The organism is Bradyrhizobium sp. 153 (genome assembly GCF_023073835.1).
Taxonomy (GTDB): Bacteria; Pseudomonadota; Alphaproteobacteria; order Rhizobiales; family Xanthobacteraceae; genus Bradyrhizobium.
Window position 1 is genome coordinate 1 of sequence record NZ_JADPKH010000097.1, and the last position, 17,086, is coordinate 17,086.

Sequence of the window (17,086 nt, forward strand, 5' to 3'; positions counted from 1 at the left end):
TTTTGGTCCACGGCATGGTGTCCTCCCTCGAATCTTTGCAAATCCGAAGGAATCACAAGCCGGCCAAAACCGCTCACCCTTTTTCGGTCAGGCTCTGAGGAGCGCGCTCTTGCGCGCGTCTCGAAGGATGCAGGCCCGCCTGTGATCCCCGCCCTTCGCGACGCCGCTTCGCAGCTCCTCAGGGTGAGGGAAATAGATTGGACGTGCCGCGCACGATCCCGGTTTCGCACCCAGCTCCGGAACGACACGCGAGCTACAGCGCGCCCTTCGCGAGCCGCTTCATCACCTCGTCGAGCTGATCGAGGTTGCGATAGTTGATCTGCACGGATCCGCCAGGATCGCGGTGATTGACGGTGACCTTGAGACCGAGCGCGTCGCTGACGCGCTTTTCCAGATCGACCGTATCGGGGTCCTTTTCCTTCGCCCCAGCGCGCGCCTTCTGCGGCTTGCGCCCCGGCACGCCCTCTTCATGCGCAAGCGCCTCGGTCTGACGGACGTTGAGGCCCTCCTCGACGATGCGCTTGGCGGCCGCGAGCGGATCGGGCACGCCGATCAGTGCGCGAGCATGGCCAGCCGTCAGCTCGCCGGTTGCGATCAAGGCCTGCACCTCGGCCGGCAGCTTCGTCAGACGCATCATGTTGGCGACGTGGCTGCGGCTCTTGCCGACGACTCTTGCGATATCGTCCTGGCTGCGTTTGAACTCGTTGGCAAGCGCGTGATAGCCCTGCGCCTCTTCCATCGGGTTGAGGTCTTCGCGCTGCACGTTCTCGACGATCGCGAACTCCAGCGCATCGCTGTCGCTGATGTCGACCGGGACGATCGGCACTTCATGCAGGCCAGCCATTTGCGAAGCGCGCCAGCGCCGCTCGCCGGCGATGATCTCGTAGCGATCCTGCGCGCCCTTCACCGGACGCACCACGATCGGCTGGATCACACCGTGCTGCTTGATGGAGTCGGAGAGCTCCTTGAGCTCGGCCTCCGAAAAGGTGCGACGCGGATTGCGCGGATTGGCTTTGATGAATTCGATCGGCACCTTGCGCTGCGCGCGCGGGCGATCGACATGCTGAGCCTCGCCGCCGACATCACCAATCAGACTCGCAAGACCCCGGCCCAGTCGCGAACGCGCTTCGTCGGCCATCGCCAGCTCCCTTGGATTCACTTGAGCGCACTCCAGAACTGAATTTCGAAACGTAGGGTGGGTAAGCGAAGCGTGCCCACCAGTGTGTGCGGAAGACGGTGGACCCGGCGAAGACACCTTTGCCACCCTACGGCCTCGTCAATGCGTGGTCCGCAGCTCGCGCTCGCGCTGGATCACCTCGGTGGCGAGCCGCAAATACGCTTCGCTGCCGACGCATTTGAGGTCGTAGACCAGCACCGGCTTGCCGTAGGACGGCGCTTCCGAGATGCGCACGTTGCGCGGGATCATGGTCTTGTAGACCTTCTCGCCCATGAACTGGCGGACGTCGGCGACGACCTGGTTCGAGAGGTTGTTACGCGAGTCGAACATGGTCAGCACGATGCCGTGGATCGACAGATTCGGGTTGAGCGTCGAGCGCACCTGCTCCACGGTCTGCAGCAATTGCGACAGACCTTCGAGCGCGAAGAATTCGCATTGCAGCGGTACCAGGATCGCATCGGACGCCGCCATCGCGTTGACCGTGAGCAGGTTGAGCGAAGGCGGGCAGTCGATCAGCACGTAGGTGTAGTCGGCATCCGGAGAGACATTGTTGTTGAGCGCACCGATGGCGTCGCGCAGCTTGAAGGCGCGGCCGGGCGTGGTGCCGAGCTCGAGCTCAAGGCCGGAGAGATCCATGGTCGAGGGCGCGATGTGCAGCCGCGGCACCGCGGTCGAGACCACAGCCTCGCGCAAGGCGGCTTCGCCGACCAGCACGTCGTAGATCGAACAGCTACGGTTGCGGCGATCGATGCCGAGGCCGGTCGAGGCGTTGCCCTGCGGATCGAGATCGACGATCAGGACGCGTTCGCCAATCGCTGCGAGCGCCGTGCCGAGGTTAATCGCTGTGGTTGTTTTTCCGACGCCCCCCTTCTGATTTGCCAGCGCCAGGATGCGCGGGTGGCCATGCGGCACCTCCGCTGCCTGTTCTTGGGCGGTCTGTTCTTGCTGCGGCTCGTCAATCACGGTCATCGTAAATTCCCACTCAGGCCCCTGAACGCCTCACCCGCGCCGTTCGGCAGACGTCAGTTCCACGATCCAGCCGTCGCCGGTGCGGCTTGGATGAAGCTGAGGCCGAATATTCCAATATTTAGCGGCTTCGGTCAATTCAGCCTCTACATCTTGACCCTTGAGAAATAACGCTTTTGCGCCCTGGCGTATCAGCGGCTCCGCAAAGCCGATGAGTTGATGTAGCGGAGCGAGCGCACGCGCGGTGACGCAATCGACGGGGCCGGTGATTCTATCCACATTATCCCCGATTTCAGCGAGATGTACGACTCCCGGAGATGTGGTGACACGGATCGCTTCGCGCAGGAACGCGGCCTTCTTGGCGATTCGCTCGACAAGATGGACGCGAGCATCGGGCCTCCCGGCCATGGCGCAGGCCAGGACGATGCCCGGGAAGCCACCGCCGCTCCCGAGGTCGGCCCATCGTTTTGCCGCCGGTGCGAGATCCACGAGCTGAAGCGAGTCGGCGATGTGCCGGGTCCAGAGGTGCGGCAGGGTCGAGGGCGCGACCAGGTTGGTCTTGGCCTGCCACTCGCGGAGCAAGGCGATGTAGCGATCGAGCCGGTCTTCCGTTTCATCTGAAACAGGCGCGAGCTTGAGCGCCGCAATCTTGTCAGCAGCGATGAGGGCGTTCAGCGATTGATCGTTGGTGCCGGCGCTGTCGATCTTCGGTCTGATCAGCCTCGGCTCGGGCCGTCGACCGGCACCCTCGCCCGCCGCAGGTTTTCCTGATGACGATCTGCCGCCTCCCGGCCCGCGCTGTTTCACGTGAAACGCCTATGCAATCGCCTTCGAGGTCTTCCGTGCCTCGCGCCGCAGGTAGGCCGCGAGAATGCCGAGCGCCGCCGGCGTCATCCCATCGATCCGGCCGGCTTGGCCGACCGTGAACGGTCGGGCCTTCTCCAGCTTGGTCCGCACCTCATTGGAGAGACCGGGGACCTGCTGATAATCGACCTCCGACAGCACCATACCCTCGTCGCGCCGGAAGGCTTCGACGTCGGCGCTCTGGCGCTCCAGATAGACGTCGTATTTGGCGTCGGTTTCGAGGTGGGTCGCGATGATGGGGTCGATCGCCGACAGTTCCGGCCAGATCGCCCGGACCTGGCTCCAGCCGATATCCGGATAGGCCATCAGTTCGAAGGCGGACCGGCGCTGGCCATCGCGGTTCAGGGAGAGTCCGTGCTTGATCGCCTCGTTCGGAGTGATCGCAAGCGACTTCGAGAGCGCGCGGGCTGCGTTCAGCGCATCCATCTTGGCGCGATGATGCTGCATGCGGGCACTGCCGACACACCCCAAGGCGATGCCCTTCTCGGTGAGACGCTGATCCGCATTGTCGGCCCGCAGCGTCAGCCGGTATTCCGCCCGGGAGGTGAACATCCGATAGGGCTCGCTGATCCCGCGGGTGACGAGATCGTCGATCATCACACCCAGATAGCCATCCGCCCGGTCGAACACCGTTAGCGCCGCCCCGCTGGCGGAGAGCGCTGCGTTGACGCCTGCCACGATGCCCTGCCCGGCGGCTTCTTCGTATCCGGTGGTGCCATTGATCTGCCCGGCCAGGAACAGACCGCGCAGACGCTTGGTCTGGAGGGTCGGATCGAGCTCGCGGGGGTCGATGTGGTCGTATTCGATGGCGTACCCCGGACGGACCATCTTCACCCGCTCCAAGCCGGGAATGCTGGCGAGGATCGCGAGCTGGACCTCCTCAGGGAGCGAGGTCGAGATGCCGTTGGGATAGACAGTTGTATCGTCGAGCCCTTCCGGCTCCAGGAAGATCTGATGGCCGTCACGGTCGCCGAAGCGGACGATCTTGTCCTCGATCGACGGACAATAACGCGGACCGGAACTCTTGATCTGGCCGGAATACATCGGGGAGCGATGGACATTGGCGCGGATCACCTCATGGGTCACCGAGGTGGTCCGGGTGATGCCGCACTGGATCTGCGGGGTCGTGATCCGTTCCGTCATCACCGAGAACGGCTCAGGCGGTTCGTCTCCGGGCTGCATTTCGACGGCCGACCAATCGATCGTGGTGCCGTCCAAGCGGGGAGGAGTCCCCGTTTTCAGCCGCCCGAGGGTGAAGCCGGCGCGCTCAAAGGAGCCAGAAAGGCCCATCGCCGGTGCCTCGCCGACGCGACCGGCGGGCCAATTCTTCTCGCCGAGATGGATCAGACCGCGCAGGAAGGTGCCGGTGGTGACGACTATCGCCCCTGCCCGAAGCTCCCGGCCGTCGGCCAGGCGCAGACCGATGACCCGGCCTTCCACCACGATCAGCTCCTCAGCCTCCCCCTCGAGGACGGAAAGACCCTCGGTCTCCCGGACCGCGGCCTGCATCGCGGCCGCATAAAGCCTTCGGTCGGCCTGAGCGCGAGGACCACGGACAGCCGGACCCTTGCGGCGGTTGAGGACACGAAATTGGATGCCGCCGGCATCGCCGACCCGGCCCATCAGACCATCGAGCGCATCGACTTCGCGGACCAGATGGCCCTTGCCGAGACCCCCAATGGCGGGGTTGCAGGACATCGCGCCTACGGTCGAGAAACGATGCGTCACAAGAGCGGTTGTTGCACCCATCCGAGCAGCAGCCGCCGCGGCCTCACAGCCGGCGTGACCGCCGCCAATGACGATGACGTCGTAGTTCTCTCGCTCTGTTCGCATGAGCCAACTTCTAGCTCAGAGGTGTGAAAGCCGGAAGTGGAAACTAGGCGGAGATGTTTCACGTGAAACGGAGCATTCGAGGGGAAAGCGATTTCGCGAAAACAACCCCATGCACAGTAGACGAGCTATTGAACCTGCTGCGTTTCAGGTGAAACAAAATCACTGAAATGATCAAAAGATATCGCGGCGACGCATCCCAGAATCTTTCGTGGGCAGTCTGGATTATCGTGCAGTGATGCTCGTAACGACGGCCGGCGCCCCAACGTTTCACGAGGCAAAGGAACCACAGCATGTGTTTCACGTGAAACGCAAAGAGTGGAACAAAGGCTAGTTCTACAATGAAGAACTAATCCTACTTTCCGATGCAAAATTTCTGGAAAATGGCGCCGAGCACGTCTTCCACGTCCACCCGGCCCAGCACCCGGCCCAAGGCATAGGCCGCGGCACGCAATTCCTCGGCGGCGAGCTCTTCGCCCTCTTCTACAAGCTCCAAACTCCGGCGCAAGCTGTCTGCCGCTTGGCGCAACAGCTCGCGTTGGCGTGCCCGGGTCACCAATGCACCCTCGCTGCTCCCGAAGAATTCAGAGGCGAATTTCACGAGAGCATCGACCAGCTGAGGGATGCCATCGCCCCGGCTCGCGGAGATCGCGAACTCGTCCCGCGGCCCCGATCCCCCAGCCCCGCCGAGATCGACCTTGTTGCGCACGATCCAGATCGAGCCGCCAGACGGACCATTCCCGCCGCCGGCCTTCCGCAGCAACCGCGTCGCGTCCGGATCGATGGTCTGCGATCCCTCCACCAGCCACAGCACGAGATCCGCGTCTTCGGCCCTGGCCCGTGCCCGGCGCACGCCCTCTTGCTCGACAGGATCGTCGGTCTCGCGAATGCCGGCGGTGTCGATCAGCGTGACGGGGTAGCCGTCGAGATCGAGCTGCACCTCGATCACATCGCGTGTGGTGCCAGCGTACGGCGAGACGATCGCAACCTCGCGGCGTGCGAGCTGATTGATCAGCGTCGACTTGCCGACATTCGGCTCGCCTGCGATCGCGACCACCAGGCCATCGCGCAGCCGTTCAGCTTGGCCCTGTGCCGCAAGGACTTCTGCAATTTCGCGATGCAGCGCTCCGATCGCCTTGACGGCGGGCGCCAGAAGCTCGGCAGGCACGTCGCCCTCATCCGAGAAATCGATGCCGGCTTCGATCAAGGCCGAAGCTTCGATGATACGTTCGCGCCAATCGCGTGCACGATTGCCGAGCAGGCCCTGCAACTGGCGCAGCGCTTGACGCCGCTGGCGGTCGGTATCGGCGTGGATGAGATCGTCGAGGCCCTCGGCCTCGGTGAGGTCGAGCTTGCCGTTCTCGAATGCACGTCGCGTGAACTCGCCGGGCTCGGCCGCTCGCGTGTTCGGGATAGCAGAAATTGCAGCGAGGAGCGCCGAGAGCACAGCGCGGCCGCCATGGACGTGGAATTCGGCGACGTCCTCGCCGGTCGCACTTGCCGGCCCCGGAAACCAGAGCACGACCGCATCATCGATCGGCTGGCCCACGGCGTCACGGAGCAACCTGCGGCTGGCGTGCCTCGGCGCCGGCAGCTCACCCGCCAGCGTCGTCAGCGCCAAGCCAGCCCGTGGCCCGGAGACCCGCACCACCGCAATCGCGCTTGGCGGACGGCCGGACGACAGCGCAAAGATGGTCTGGTCTTGCGGATGCATGGCCTATTTGTCCGGCTGCCGGAGAAAAGGCAAACCTCCATTTCGAACGCCAGGCGGCATGATTTTGCTGCGCCACATCCCGCAGCAGAAGATTGCATTGCAGTGCAATATTGGCACAGCATTTTTGCTGCAGAACGCAGCCGTTCAACTCGGTCGGCTCACCGAATTGAAAACATTATCGTACTATATCAATGACTTAAATAAAAACGGGCTATGTAACAAGCCTCTTGCCATGCTGCAGGTTCACTGCAGCAAAGCTGCACAAGAAAGGGCGCCCCAGGGCGCCCTCCACTTTCCGTTGCACTGCACTCAGGTGTTCATCGAGTCGAAGAACTCCGAATTGCTCTTGGTCGAGCGCAGCTTGTCGAGCAGGAAGTCGATCGCGTCCATGGTGCCCATCGGGTTCAGGATGCGGCGGAGCACGTACATCTTCTTGAGCACCTGCGGATCGGTGATGAGCTCCTCCTTGCGGGTGCCGGAGCGCGAGATGTCGATCGCCGGGAAGGTGCGCTTGTCCGAGACCTTGCGGTCCAGGATCAGCTCCGAGTTGCCGGTGCCCTTGAACTCTTCGAAGATGACTTCGTCCATGCGGCTGCCGGTATCGACCAGTGCCGTCGCGATGATAGTCAGGGAGCCGCCCTCCTCGATGTTCCGGGCGGCGCCGAAGAAGCGCTTCGGGCGCTGGAGCGCGTTGGCATCGACACCGCCGGTCAGCACCTTGCCGGATGACGGCACCACGGTGTTGTAGGCACGACCCAAGCGCGTGATCGAATCGAGCAGGATCACGACGTCGCGGCCATGCTCGACCAGGCGCTTGGCCTTCTCGATCACCATCTCGGCGACCTGGACGTGGCGCACCGCCGGCTCGTCGAAGGTCGAGGACACCACCTCGCCCTTCACCGAACGCTGCATGTCTGTGACTTCTTCCGGGCGCTCGTCGATCAGGAGCACGATCAGATAGCATTCGGGGTGATTGTGCGTGATCGAATGCGCGATGTTCTGCATCAGCACGGTTTTACCGGTGCGCGGCGGCGCGACGATCAAAGCGCGCTGGCCCTTGCCGATGGGCGCGACGATGTCGATCACGCGTGCGGAGAGATCCTTTCGCGTGGGATCGTCGATCTCCATGCGGAAGCGCTGATTCGGAAACAGCGGCGTGAGGTTGTCGAAATTGACCTTGTGCTTGGCCTTTTCCGGATCCTCGAAATTGAGCGTGTTGACCTTCAGCAGCGCGAAATAGCGCTCGCCCTCTTTCGGGCTGCGGATATGGCCTTCGAGTGTGTCGCCGGTGCGTAAGCCGAACCGGCGGATCTGCGAGGGCGAAACGTAGATGTCGTCCGGACCCGGCAGATAATTTGCATCGGGCGAGCGGAGGAAGCCAAAGCCGTCGGACAGCACCTCGACGACGCCCTCGCCGACAATGTCGGTCTCGGCCAGCGAAAGCTGCTTGAGGATAGCGAACAGCAGCTCCTGCTTGCGCATGGTGCTGGCATTCTCGACCCCGTTCTCTTCCGCGAACGAGACCAGCTCGGCCGGGGTTTTCGACTTAAGGTCCTGAAGTTTAATTTCCCGCATTGGGGTGGTCCTGTGGGGTAACCTTGGAAGGGGTGCGAGGAGGCTGAAATGCGGACGTGAGAAGGTAAGGTCCGCAGGTCTGGCAAGGAGAGTGCCGGTGAGGCTTCAAACCTGATGCGGTGTCCGGCCTCTGGAAAGCTCAGACACAACCACATCCGCCTGCGTTGGGTGGGATACCGATAATATAGAAAATCGCTTCCTGCTCCGCAAGCCGAAGCGCCGAGGGATTCGTCGCGCGCATTGCCTAGAACGGCTTCACGATCACCATGATCACGATGAAAATCATCAGGACTGTCGGCACCTCATTGATAATCCGATAGAATTTCTGGGTCCGCGGGCGCCGGTCGCGGGCGAAATCCGTCAGCCAGCGGGAAAAAAAGCCGTGGACCGCGGACATTGCCAGGACCAGTGCCAGTTTTACGTGCAGCCACCCGGAAGTGAACCAATGGCCGGACCAGGCGAGATAAAGCCCGGCCAGCCAAGTGACCATCATGGCGGGGTTGATGATCGCCTTGAGTAGCCGGCGCTCCATGATCTTGAACGTTTCGGACTGCTTCGAGCCGATTTCGGTCTCCGAATGATAGACGAACAGCCGTGGCAGATAGAGCATGCCCGCCATCCAGGCGATGACGGCGATCACGTGCAGCGCCTTGATCCAGAAATAGAGGTCTTCAAACATGTGCCGTCCCGGATTCCTGCCGAGCATTCCAAACGCTGGGGATAGTAAGAACTCGTTAAGGTCTTACCCTGCACACTTATCCGTCCGTAGCGCCTTCCTCAAATCTAGAATCTTAGATTCTTAAGGTTTGAGTCTATGTGACCGTGGATTGGACTCACACAATTTCGTCCGCGGCTTCACGCGCGCTTGTTCACATCCATCAACATATCCTGCGCCCGTCTGGCCTGTCGGAATAATTGACCCGCGTTCAGGGGCTTGCGCCCGCCTGTCGGCAGCTTATCAAGAGGCTTGTCCGCGCAATCCCGTTGCCGTCGCGGAGGACCGGCAAACTTGTCCTGACGGGCAGCGGTGTGAAGAAAATTGGCCGTTGTCCCGCCCCTCCTGTCGCGCAACCCTTTCCGAGGGGTTAAGCTCCACAGAAATCCACAAATCACACCGCCTCCATACAAAGGGTTTTTGTGCCGACCTCGAACAATTATTTCCATCTGCACCTCGTCTCCGACTCCACGGGTGAGACGCTGATCACCGTGGCCCGCGCGGTCGCGGCCCAATACGCCAACGTGACGCCGGTCGAGCACGTCTATCCGCTGGTGCGCAGCCAAAAGCAGCTCGATCGCGTACTCGATGAGATCGAGGAGGCGCCGGGCATCGTGCTGTTCACGCTGCTGGAGAAGGATCTGGTCTTCAGGCTCGAGAACAAGTGCAAGGAGATCAACGTTCCGAGCCTGTCGATCATCGGCCCGGTGATGCAACTGTTCGAAGCCTATCTCGGTGCCGCGACCACGGGTCGCGTCGGCGCCCAGCACGTGCTCAACGCGGAATATTTCAAGCGCATCGACGCGCTGAACTACACCATGATCCACGACGATGGGCAGCACGTCGAAGGCCTCGACGAAGCTGACGTGGTGCTGGTGGGTGTGTCCCGCACTTCGAAGACGCCGACGTCGATCTATCTCGCCAATCGCGGCATCCGCACCGCCAATGTGCCGCTGGTTCCGGGCATTCCGGTGCCCTCGCAATTGGAAACCCTGACGCGGCCGCTGGTGGTGAGCCTGCATGCGACGCCGGAACGCCTGATTCAGGTGCGCCAGAACCGCCTGCTCTCCATGGGTGCCAATTCCGGCAGTGACACCTATACCGATAAGCAAGCGGTCGCCGAGGAGGTCGCATTCGCACGCAAGCTCAGCGCCAAGCATGACTGGCCACTGCTGGATGTCACAAGGCGCTCGATCGAGGAAACCGCCGCGGCGATCATGAAGCTCTACACCGATCGCCAACGCAACCGGCCCTCGGAATAGTTGTCGCCATGGGTCTGTGGCGCGGCACATCTCCGCTGATCCTGGCCTCGCAGAGCAGCGCGCGGAAAATGCTGCTGGCGAATGCTGGACTCGAATTCGTGGCCGCCACGGCTGCTATCGATGAGCGCGGCATCCAGGCGGTGTCGAAACTCTCAAACCCGCGCGAGATCGCCCTGCTGCTGGCGCGTGAGAAAGCCAAGGCGGTCTCGGCTCATTATCCCGCAAGCTATGTGATAGGCGCCGACCAGACGCTGGCTCTTGGCGAGCACCTCTTCAACAAGCCCGCTGGCCGTCTCCAGGCGATGGCGCAATTGCGCGATCTCTCCGGCAACAGCCACGAGCTGAATTCGGGGGTGGCGGTGGCGCACAACGGAAGGATTGTTTTCGAGGATGTTTCCGTGGCCCGCATGACGATGCGGCAAATGACGGAAGCGGAGCTTACGGCCTATCTCGACGCCGCCGGCGCTGCCGTGACCACCAGCGTTGGCGCCTACCAGCTCGAGGGTCTCGGCATCCATCTGTTCGAGCGCATCGAGGGCGACCATTTCACCATTCTCGGCCTGCCGCTACTGCCGCTGCTTGCGTTCCTGCGCCGCGAGAGGCTAGTTGCGGTGTGAACGACAGACAGGCTGGGCGCTGATGCGGATCCTGGGATTGACCGGCTCGATCGGGATGGGCAAATCCACCACCGCGAAATTGTTCGCGGAGGCTGGTGTTCCCGTCTACGACGCCGATGCCGCAGTTCATCATTTGTATGAGGGCGAAGCGGCTCCCGCGATCGAGGCTGCCTTCCCCGGCACGACCATCAACGGCAAGGTCGACCGGTCCAAACTGTCCGCGCGCGTGGTGCACGATCCGGCCGCGATCAAGAAGCTCGAGCAGATCGTTCATCCGATGCTCGGCGCCTCCCGGCAAAAATTCTTTGCCGATGCGGAAGCGGCCAAGGTCCCCGTCGTGGTCCTGGACATTCCCCTCCTGTTCGAGACGGGTGGCGAGAAACGGGTCGACGCCGTGGTCGTGGTCTCGACCTCGCCGGAACTTCAGCGCCAGCGGGTGCTGGCGCGGGGAACGATGGACGAAGCAAAACTCGATGCCATCATCGCCAAGCAGATGCCCGACGCCGAAAAGCGCAAGCGCGCCGATTTCGTAGTGGATACGTCACACGGACTTGAGCCGGTGCGGGCGCAAATCAAGCACATCCTGGCCGAGGTCGTTAAGATGCCGCAGCGGCGAGCCTGATTCGCCGATTTTACACGGCCATCTCGATCATGCGCGAAATCGTTCTCGATACCGAAACCACCGGCCTCGATCCGCTCCGCGGCGATCGCCTGGTCGAAATCGGCTGTGTCGAGATCTTCAATCGCATGCCGACCGGACAGACCTTCCACCGCTACATGAACCCTGAAAGGGACATGCCGGCCGAGGCCTTTGCAGTGCACGGGCTGTCGGCCGAATTTCTGGCGACCAAGCCGCTGTTCCACGAGATCGTCGACGAGTTTCTGGAATTCATCGGCGATGCGCCGCTGGTGATCCACAACGCCTCGTTCGACATTAGCTTCATCAACGCCGAGCTCGACCGGATCAAGCGCGCAGCGATCCCGCGCGAGCGGCTGGTGGACACGCTGCTGCTGGCACGGCGCAAGCATCCCGGCGTGTCCAACCGGCTCGACGATCTCTGCTCGCGTTACGCGATCGACAATTCACACCGCACCAAGCACGGTGCGTTGCTCGATGCCGAGCTTCTGGCCGAGGTCTATGTCGACCTGGTCGGGGCGCGGCAGTCGCAGTTGCTGCTGGCCTCGGAAACCGAGGAAATTCGCGTCAGTGCAAGTGGCGAAGCGCCGCGGCGACAGCGCCTGGTGCCGCTCGCGCCGCGGGTTTCTGCTGCCGAACGCGAGGCCCATCGCACCTTCATCGCAACGCTCGGCGACAAGGCGATCTGGAACGAGTACCTGCCCGCTCCAGTTGCCGTGGCGGCCGGTCAGGCCTGACCGGCTTGGCCCTGAGCGGCCATCTGCCGCTCCATGTTCTGACGATACAGACCGACGAAGTCGACCGGATCTAGCATCAGCGGTGGGAACCCGCCGTCGCGGACCGCGGTCGCGATGATCTCGCGGGCGAACGGGAACAGCAGGCGCGGGCACTCGATCATGACCAGCGGATGCAAATTCTCCTTCGGCACATTGGCGATCCGGAACACGCCGGCATAGGCGAGCTCGAACGAGAACATCACCTTGCTCGCGGCCTCGGCCTTGCCCTCGACCGACAACGTCACCTCGAACTCATGTTCGCTGAGATTGTTGGCGCTGACATTGATCTGGATGTTGATCTGCGGCGGCTGGCTCTGCTGCTGGAGCGAGCTCGGCGCGTTCGGATTTTCGAACGAGAGGTCCTTGGTATATTGCGCCAGCACGTTGAGCTGGGGAGCCTGGGCCGCCTCGGGAGGGGTGCCGTTACCGTTGGTCATGAAAGTCTCTCCTTACCCGATTTGGGCTGAATTTCGCGGCGGTTGGCTAACATAGGGCCGCCTCATTCCACAAGGACGAACGACCCCCAGGTGAGGGATCGGAGTCGCGCCCGCAACTGTGACGTTCACCCCGATCTTTTGCGCGAAATTGCGCCCTAAACGATTGAAGAAGCGCGATTTCCGCGCAGGATCGGGTTTCCCCTTGGGCATAAAACGCGCTACACTCGGCACTGTGCCAAAAGGCGCCATTGGCCGGGCAAGATTTCGTGCCTACATCCCAGGGACCAGACGCGCGGACCTGAAATGGTGATGTAGACTTGCCGTTCCCCTATGGAACGGTCTACTGGCCGGATCGATTTTTCCCGGCAAGGACCTCTGATAAAGAGACCCTCGGAAAAGACCAGAAAGCGAATACGACGTGGACATCTACACCATCATCTTCCTGGCGCTGGCGGTCTTCATCTTTCTGCGGCTGCGCAGTGTGCTGGGGCAGCGCACCGGCAGCGAACGGCCGCCGTTCGACCGCAACGCGCTCCAAGGTGCCCAGGACAAGAACGTCGTGACCATGCCGGGCAAGGTGATCGACCAGGCCCCGCTGGCGCCGACGGCCGAGCCGACCCCGCCCACCGACCGCTGGAAGGGCCTGGCCGAGCCGGGCACCCCGCTCGCGCAGGGTCTCGACGCCATCGTCGACAAGGATTCCACCTTCGACCCACGCCATTTCATCTCGGGTGCCCGTGGCGCCTATGAGATGATCGTGCTGGCCTTCGCCAATGGCGACCGCCGCGCGCTGCGCGATTTGTTGTCGTCGGAAGTCTATGAGAGCTTCGAGGCCGCGATCAAGGAGCGCGAGAAGAACGAGCAGAAGACCGAGACGCGTTTCGTCTCGATCGACAAGGCCGAGCTCGTCGGCGCCGAGCTGCGCGACCGCACCGCCCAGCTCACCGTGCGCTTCGTCTCGCAGATGATCTCGGTCACCCGCGACAAGGCCGGCAACATCGTCGACGGCAGCGCCGACACGGTCGCCGACATCACCGACATCTGGACTTTCGCCCGCGACACCTCCTCTCGCGATCCGAACTGGAAGCTGGTTGGTACCGGAAGCGCGAATTAAGATCTTCTTGAAGACCAGCGCGACGGCGCTTTGCGCAGGTGTCGTCGTGCTGTCGTCGTTTTCGCTCGGCGCCGAGGCGGCGCGGCGCCACTACCGCAGTCACCACCGTCATCTTCCAACATTGCCTGCGGCCCCGCCGCGCGCCTTGCCCTATCCGCAGCTTTCGCTGCCGTTCGAGATTCCCGGCGCGCAATATCTGCCGCTGGCCTGGGCGGACGTGAAGGGCTGGAGCGACGATAATCATCTCGCCGCCTACAAGACCTTCCGCGCGAGCTGCCGTTCGATCAACACGCAGACCGGCGCGTCCGAGCCGAAAGCCGAAGCCAAAGCACTCGGCGCTTCGCTGAGTGAGCCCTGCCGGGTCGCCAAATCGCTCGAACTCACCGACGACGCCAGAGCCAAGACCTTCTTCGAGCAGAATTTTGCGCCGCTGCGCATCTCCCGTCTCGGTGAGCCCGACGGCTTCGTCACCGGCTATTACGAGCCCGTGCTCGAGGGATCGCGCACCCAGACCGACGTTTACAACGTTCCGGTCTATCGCCGGCCCTCCAACCTGTTCGTGCGTGGCTACAAGCAGGACTCGGTCAGCCTGCCCAACAAGGGCCCGGTCTATCGCAAGATCGGTCGCCGCAAGCTGGTGCCCTATTACGACCGCGGCGAGATCGAGGACGGCAAGATCGCCGGCCGCGGGCTGGAGATCGCCTGGCTCAAGGACCCGACCGATCTCTTGTTCGCACAGATCCAGGGTTCGGCACGGATCAAGTTCGACGACGGCGGCACGGTCCGGCTCAATTACGACGCCTATAACGGCTATCCTTACACGGCGGTAGGTCGCATCCTGATCGAGCGCGGCATCATTCCGAAGGAGGAGATGTCGATGCAGAAGATCAGGGAATGGATGGCGCAGAATCCGGATGGGGCCGAGGAATTGCGTCGCCAGAACCGCGCCTACATCTTCTTCCGCGAGGTCAATCTCTCCGACAAGGAGGAGGCGGTGGGCGCGCAAGGGATTCCGTTGACGGCCGGCCGCTCGATCGCGGTCGACAAATCGCTGCACGTCTACGGCACGCCGTTCTTCATCGAGGGCGAGCTGCCGATCGAGTCCGAACGCGCCAAGACGCCGTTCCACCGGCTGATGATCGCCCAGGACACCGGCTCGGCCATCATTGGACCTGCGCGCGCCGACCTTTATTTTGGCGCGGGCGCGGATGCCGGCCGCGTCTCCGGGCGGTTGCGCCATCCCATGCAATTCGTGATGCTGGTGCCGAAGAGCCTCGATCCCAGTGTGCGCGGCGCGCGATTGCCGGTGCCGGATCCGCGGCCGTCGGAAAAGATCGCAAAGCTGTTTCCGCAGCCCGATCCGGCGAAGCCCGCCTCTCCTGCTGCTGAGGCGACGGTCGACAAAAACGAAACGGTCGCCACTGCCGGTTCCGTCCCGCTACCGGTGCCGCGTCCGGCGATCGAGCCCGTTCGCGAACCGCAGCGGCCGGTGAAGAATCGCTCGCATCGGCAGCAATGAAGCGATCATCCCGTCCGCCCGTGCTGGAGCCCCGCCCCGTGCCGCGTCGCCGCGCCCTGAGCGAGGAGGAGCGCGAGCTGTGGGAGCTCGTTGCAAAGCAGGTGAAGCCGCTGAGGAAGCTTCGGGCGCCGAAGGCGCCCGCCGCGCCGCGCGCTGAATCCTCGCTTGCCGCCGAGGCGGCCAGACCTGCGTCAGCGTCAAGGCCGGTCGCGGCTGTCCCGGCGCCGCGCGTGGCAAAACCGTCCGTGCCGCCCTTGGCGCCGCTCGGCAAGCGCGAGCGCGCAAAGCTGTCGCGCGGACGACGCGAGATCGAGGCGCGGCTCGACCTGCATGGCATGACCCAGACGCGTGCCCATCGTGCGCTGACCGGCTTCCTGCACCGCGCCCATCACGACGGCCTGACCTTCGTCCTGGTCATCACCGGCAAGGGCCGCAGCGGCGGCGAAAGCGGCGTGCTCCGTCGCCAGGTGCCTGAATGGCTGAGCCTGCCGGAATTCCGCGCCTTCGTCGTCGGCTTCGAGGAGGCCCATATCGGGCACGGCGGCGAAGGTGCGCTGTATGTGCGAATTCGGCGGGCGAGGCACTAAACCTCTCCCGCTCGCAGCGGGAGCGGGAGCGCAGCTCCTAAAACGGCCGGATGATTCCGACGCGCGGGATCAACGTGATGATCAAACCGAAGATGTTGGTGTTGCGATCCTCCGCCTGAATCGGCGGCGCCTTCCGTGCGGCGGGCAGCATCTTCACCGCATGCAGGATCAGGAACATGCAGACCGCCCAGTTCGAGATCCAGCGCGAATAGTCGAACACCATGGCGAACATCACGAGATAAGCGAGACTGACGCCGATCAGCGCCGCGATCACGAGACGGCGATGCGTTTCGCTGGCGAGCGCGTTGATCAGGTTCGCAAAGAAGCGCCATAACGGCGTGTGCAGCCAGATCAAAAGTGCGAAGACCGGCACGCCGAGGATGTTGTGCGGCAGCCGGCCCCAGGTGTCGGCAACCTCCTTCGCCAGCGGCTGATACCAGATGTAGCTGAATTGCAGCAGGTCGGTGCGGGATGGATCGGCCATCCGGCTCTTGAGATGGGTGACGAATTCCGCCTCCGGGATCGGCATCGTTCCCAGAAATTGCGCCGCGAAGAACAATCCGGAGACGACCGCGAAGGCGGCGACACCGAACGCGACGTTGGTGCGACGGCAGCCGCAAGCCAGGTAATGTCTGATCACGACGATGGTGATGATCGTCGGCACATACATCAAGAGATGGATGTGGTGGATCAGGACGAGCATGATCGAGAACAGCGCAGCCGTCGCCACGAACAGCAATGAGCCCGCCGGCATCAGCAGCAGGACGATCGCCAGCGCACAGCCATAGATGTCGAAATGGCCGAGCGTATGCATGAAGTTCTTGAGGAAGAACGGCGAGCCCGCAGTGAAGACGAACAACGGCAGCGTCCTCGCGGTGAAGCCGAACGTGTTCTGGAACAGTCTTGCGTAAAGGCCCAGCGTTACCAGCCACGTCGCGCCGCCGAGCGCGAACACCAGCCATACCGGTACCTTCGCCGTGAACAGCGCGACGATCGCCCCGATCAGCGCGCGCTTGATGAAGCCGAAATGGTAGTCGACGAGAAGGTGGATATAGGGGACGTAAGGCGGCAGCTGGATCTTGTGGACGAACACGCCGACGAGGACGGCGGCGTTGATCGCGAGCAGCAGACGCCAGGGGTTTTGCAGGACGCTAGCGCGCATATGGCACTCGACGCGCGTCAATCTCCGCGGTCCCTCCGGACAAGCGCGCATAGCGAGCGCTGATCCCGGGCCCAAAACCACAGAAGGTCGTTTGAGCCGAAATCGGAGTCGCCATCTGTTTCAACAAGGACCGC

At 62.9% G+C, this 17,086-nt stretch carries 16 protein-coding genes; 7 read left to right on the forward strand and 9 right to left on the reverse strand.

All coding sequences use genetic code 11. The annotated features are described in order from the left end of the window. Positions 1-253 precede the first annotated feature (253 nt). The 7 genes from IVA91_RS24520 to hemJ form a co-directional block, all read right to left on the reverse strand. Positions 254-1,138: a ParB/RepB/Spo0J family partition protein gene (locus tag IVA91_RS24520; protein ID WP_247276614.1), complete on the reverse strand. Its 885-nt coding sequence runs from the start codon at positions 1,136-1,138 to the stop codon at positions 254-256. A 138-nt stretch (positions 1,139-1,276) separates the two neighbouring features. After that, positions 1,277-2,146: a ParA family protein gene (locus IVA91_RS24525; RefSeq protein ID WP_247276613.1), complete on the reverse strand. Its 870-nt coding sequence runs from the start codon at positions 2,144-2,146 to the stop codon at positions 1,277-1,279. Between the two features lie 30 nt (positions 2,147-2,176). Next, positions 2,177-2,818 (reverse strand): 16S rRNA (guanine(527)-N(7))-methyltransferase RsmG, encoded by a 642-nt coding sequence (gene rsmG, locus IVA91_RS24530; protein WP_247276620.1) that lies wholly within the window; start codon positions 2,816-2,818, stop codon positions 2,177-2,179. Positions 2,819-2,959: 141 nt separating this feature from the next. After that, a complete protein-coding gene (gene mnmG, locus IVA91_RS24535) occupies positions 2,960-4,840 on the reverse strand; it encodes a tRNA uridine-5-carboxymethylaminomethyl(34) synthesis enzyme MnmG (protein ID WP_247276612.1) in 1,881 nt (626 codons plus the stop codon). A gap of 352 nt (positions 4,841-5,192) precedes the next feature. Beyond that, entirely contained in the window at positions 5,193-6,551 is a 1,359-nt protein-coding gene (gene mnmE / locus IVA91_RS24540) for a tRNA uridine-5-carboxymethylaminomethyl(34) synthesis GTPase MnmE (protein ID WP_247449007.1), read from the reverse strand. Between the two features lie 309 nt (positions 6,552-6,860). Beyond that, on the reverse strand, positions 6,861-8,126 hold the full coding sequence (gene rho / locus IVA91_RS24545) for a transcription termination factor Rho (protein ID WP_247276610.1): 1,266 nt from the start codon (positions 8,124-8,126) through the stop codon (positions 6,861-6,863). Positions 8,127-8,370: 244 nt separating this feature from the next. Beyond that, complete coding sequence (gene hemJ / locus IVA91_RS24550; protein WP_247276609.1) at positions 8,371-8,805, reverse strand: protoporphyrinogen oxidase HemJ; 435 nt, start codon at positions 8,803-8,805, stop codon at positions 8,371-8,373. Between the two features lie 458 nt (positions 8,806-9,263). On the opposite strand from hemJ, the gene IVA91_RS24555 reads away from it, so the two are divergent. The 4 genes from IVA91_RS24555 to dnaQ are packed head-to-tail and all read left to right on the forward strand — an operon-like array spanning position 9,264 to position 12,094. Continuing rightward, entirely contained in the window at positions 9,264-10,103 is an 840-nt protein-coding gene (locus IVA91_RS24555) for a pyruvate, water dikinase regulatory protein (RefSeq protein WP_247276608.1), read from the forward strand. 8 nt (positions 10,104-10,111) lie between these two features. After that, positions 10,112-10,720: a Maf family nucleotide pyrophosphatase gene (locus IVA91_RS24560; RefSeq protein ID WP_247276607.1), complete on the forward strand. Its 609-nt coding sequence runs from the start codon at positions 10,112-10,114 to the stop codon at positions 10,718-10,720. Between the two features lie 22 nt (positions 10,721-10,742). Continuing rightward, positions 10,743-11,342 (forward strand): dephospho-CoA kinase, encoded by a 600-nt coding sequence (gene coaE / locus IVA91_RS24565; RefSeq protein WP_247276606.1) that lies wholly within the window; start codon positions 10,743-10,745, stop codon positions 11,340-11,342. A 29-nt stretch (positions 11,343-11,371) separates the two neighbouring features. Beyond that, on the forward strand, positions 11,372-12,094 hold the full coding sequence (gene dnaQ, locus IVA91_RS24570) for a DNA polymerase III subunit epsilon (protein ID WP_247276605.1): 723 nt from the start codon (positions 11,372-11,374) through the stop codon (positions 12,092-12,094). On the opposite strand, the gene secB is transcribed toward dnaQ, so the two are convergent. Beyond that, positions 12,085-12,570, reverse strand: a complete 486-nt coding sequence (secB, locus tag IVA91_RS24575) for a protein-export chaperone SecB (protein WP_247276604.1) — start codon at positions 12,568-12,570, stop codon at positions 12,085-12,087. The genes dnaQ and secB overlap by 10 nt on opposite strands. A 418-nt stretch (positions 12,571-12,988) precedes the next feature. Between secB and IVA91_RS24580 the strand changes: the two genes are divergently transcribed. From IVA91_RS24580 to IVA91_RS24590, 3 genes are read left to right on the forward strand one after another with little or no spacing between them, the layout of a single operon-like run. Next, positions 12,989-13,684 (forward strand): Tim44/TimA family putative adaptor protein, encoded by a 696-nt coding sequence (locus IVA91_RS24580; protein WP_247276603.1) that lies wholly within the window; start codon positions 12,989-12,991, stop codon positions 13,682-13,684. Further along, on the forward strand, positions 13,662-15,203 hold the full coding sequence (locus tag IVA91_RS24585; RefSeq protein ID WP_247276602.1) for an MltA domain-containing protein: 1,542 nt from the start codon (positions 13,662-13,664) through the stop codon (positions 15,201-15,203). The genes IVA91_RS24580 and IVA91_RS24585 overlap by 23 nt, the downstream gene beginning before the upstream one ends. Next, positions 15,200-15,790, forward strand: coding sequence for a Smr/MutS family protein (locus tag IVA91_RS24590; protein ID WP_247276601.1), 591 nt, complete (start codon positions 15,200-15,202; stop codon positions 15,788-15,790). The genes IVA91_RS24585 and IVA91_RS24590 overlap by 4 nt, the downstream gene beginning before the upstream one ends. Positions 15,791-15,827: 37 nt before the next feature. On the opposite strand, the gene IVA91_RS24595 is transcribed toward IVA91_RS24590, so the two are convergent. Then, positions 15,828-16,952, reverse strand: coding sequence for a hypothetical protein (locus IVA91_RS24595; protein ID WP_247276600.1), 1,125 nt, complete (start codon positions 16,950-16,952; stop codon positions 15,828-15,830). Positions 16,953-17,086: the final 134 nt, after the last annotated feature.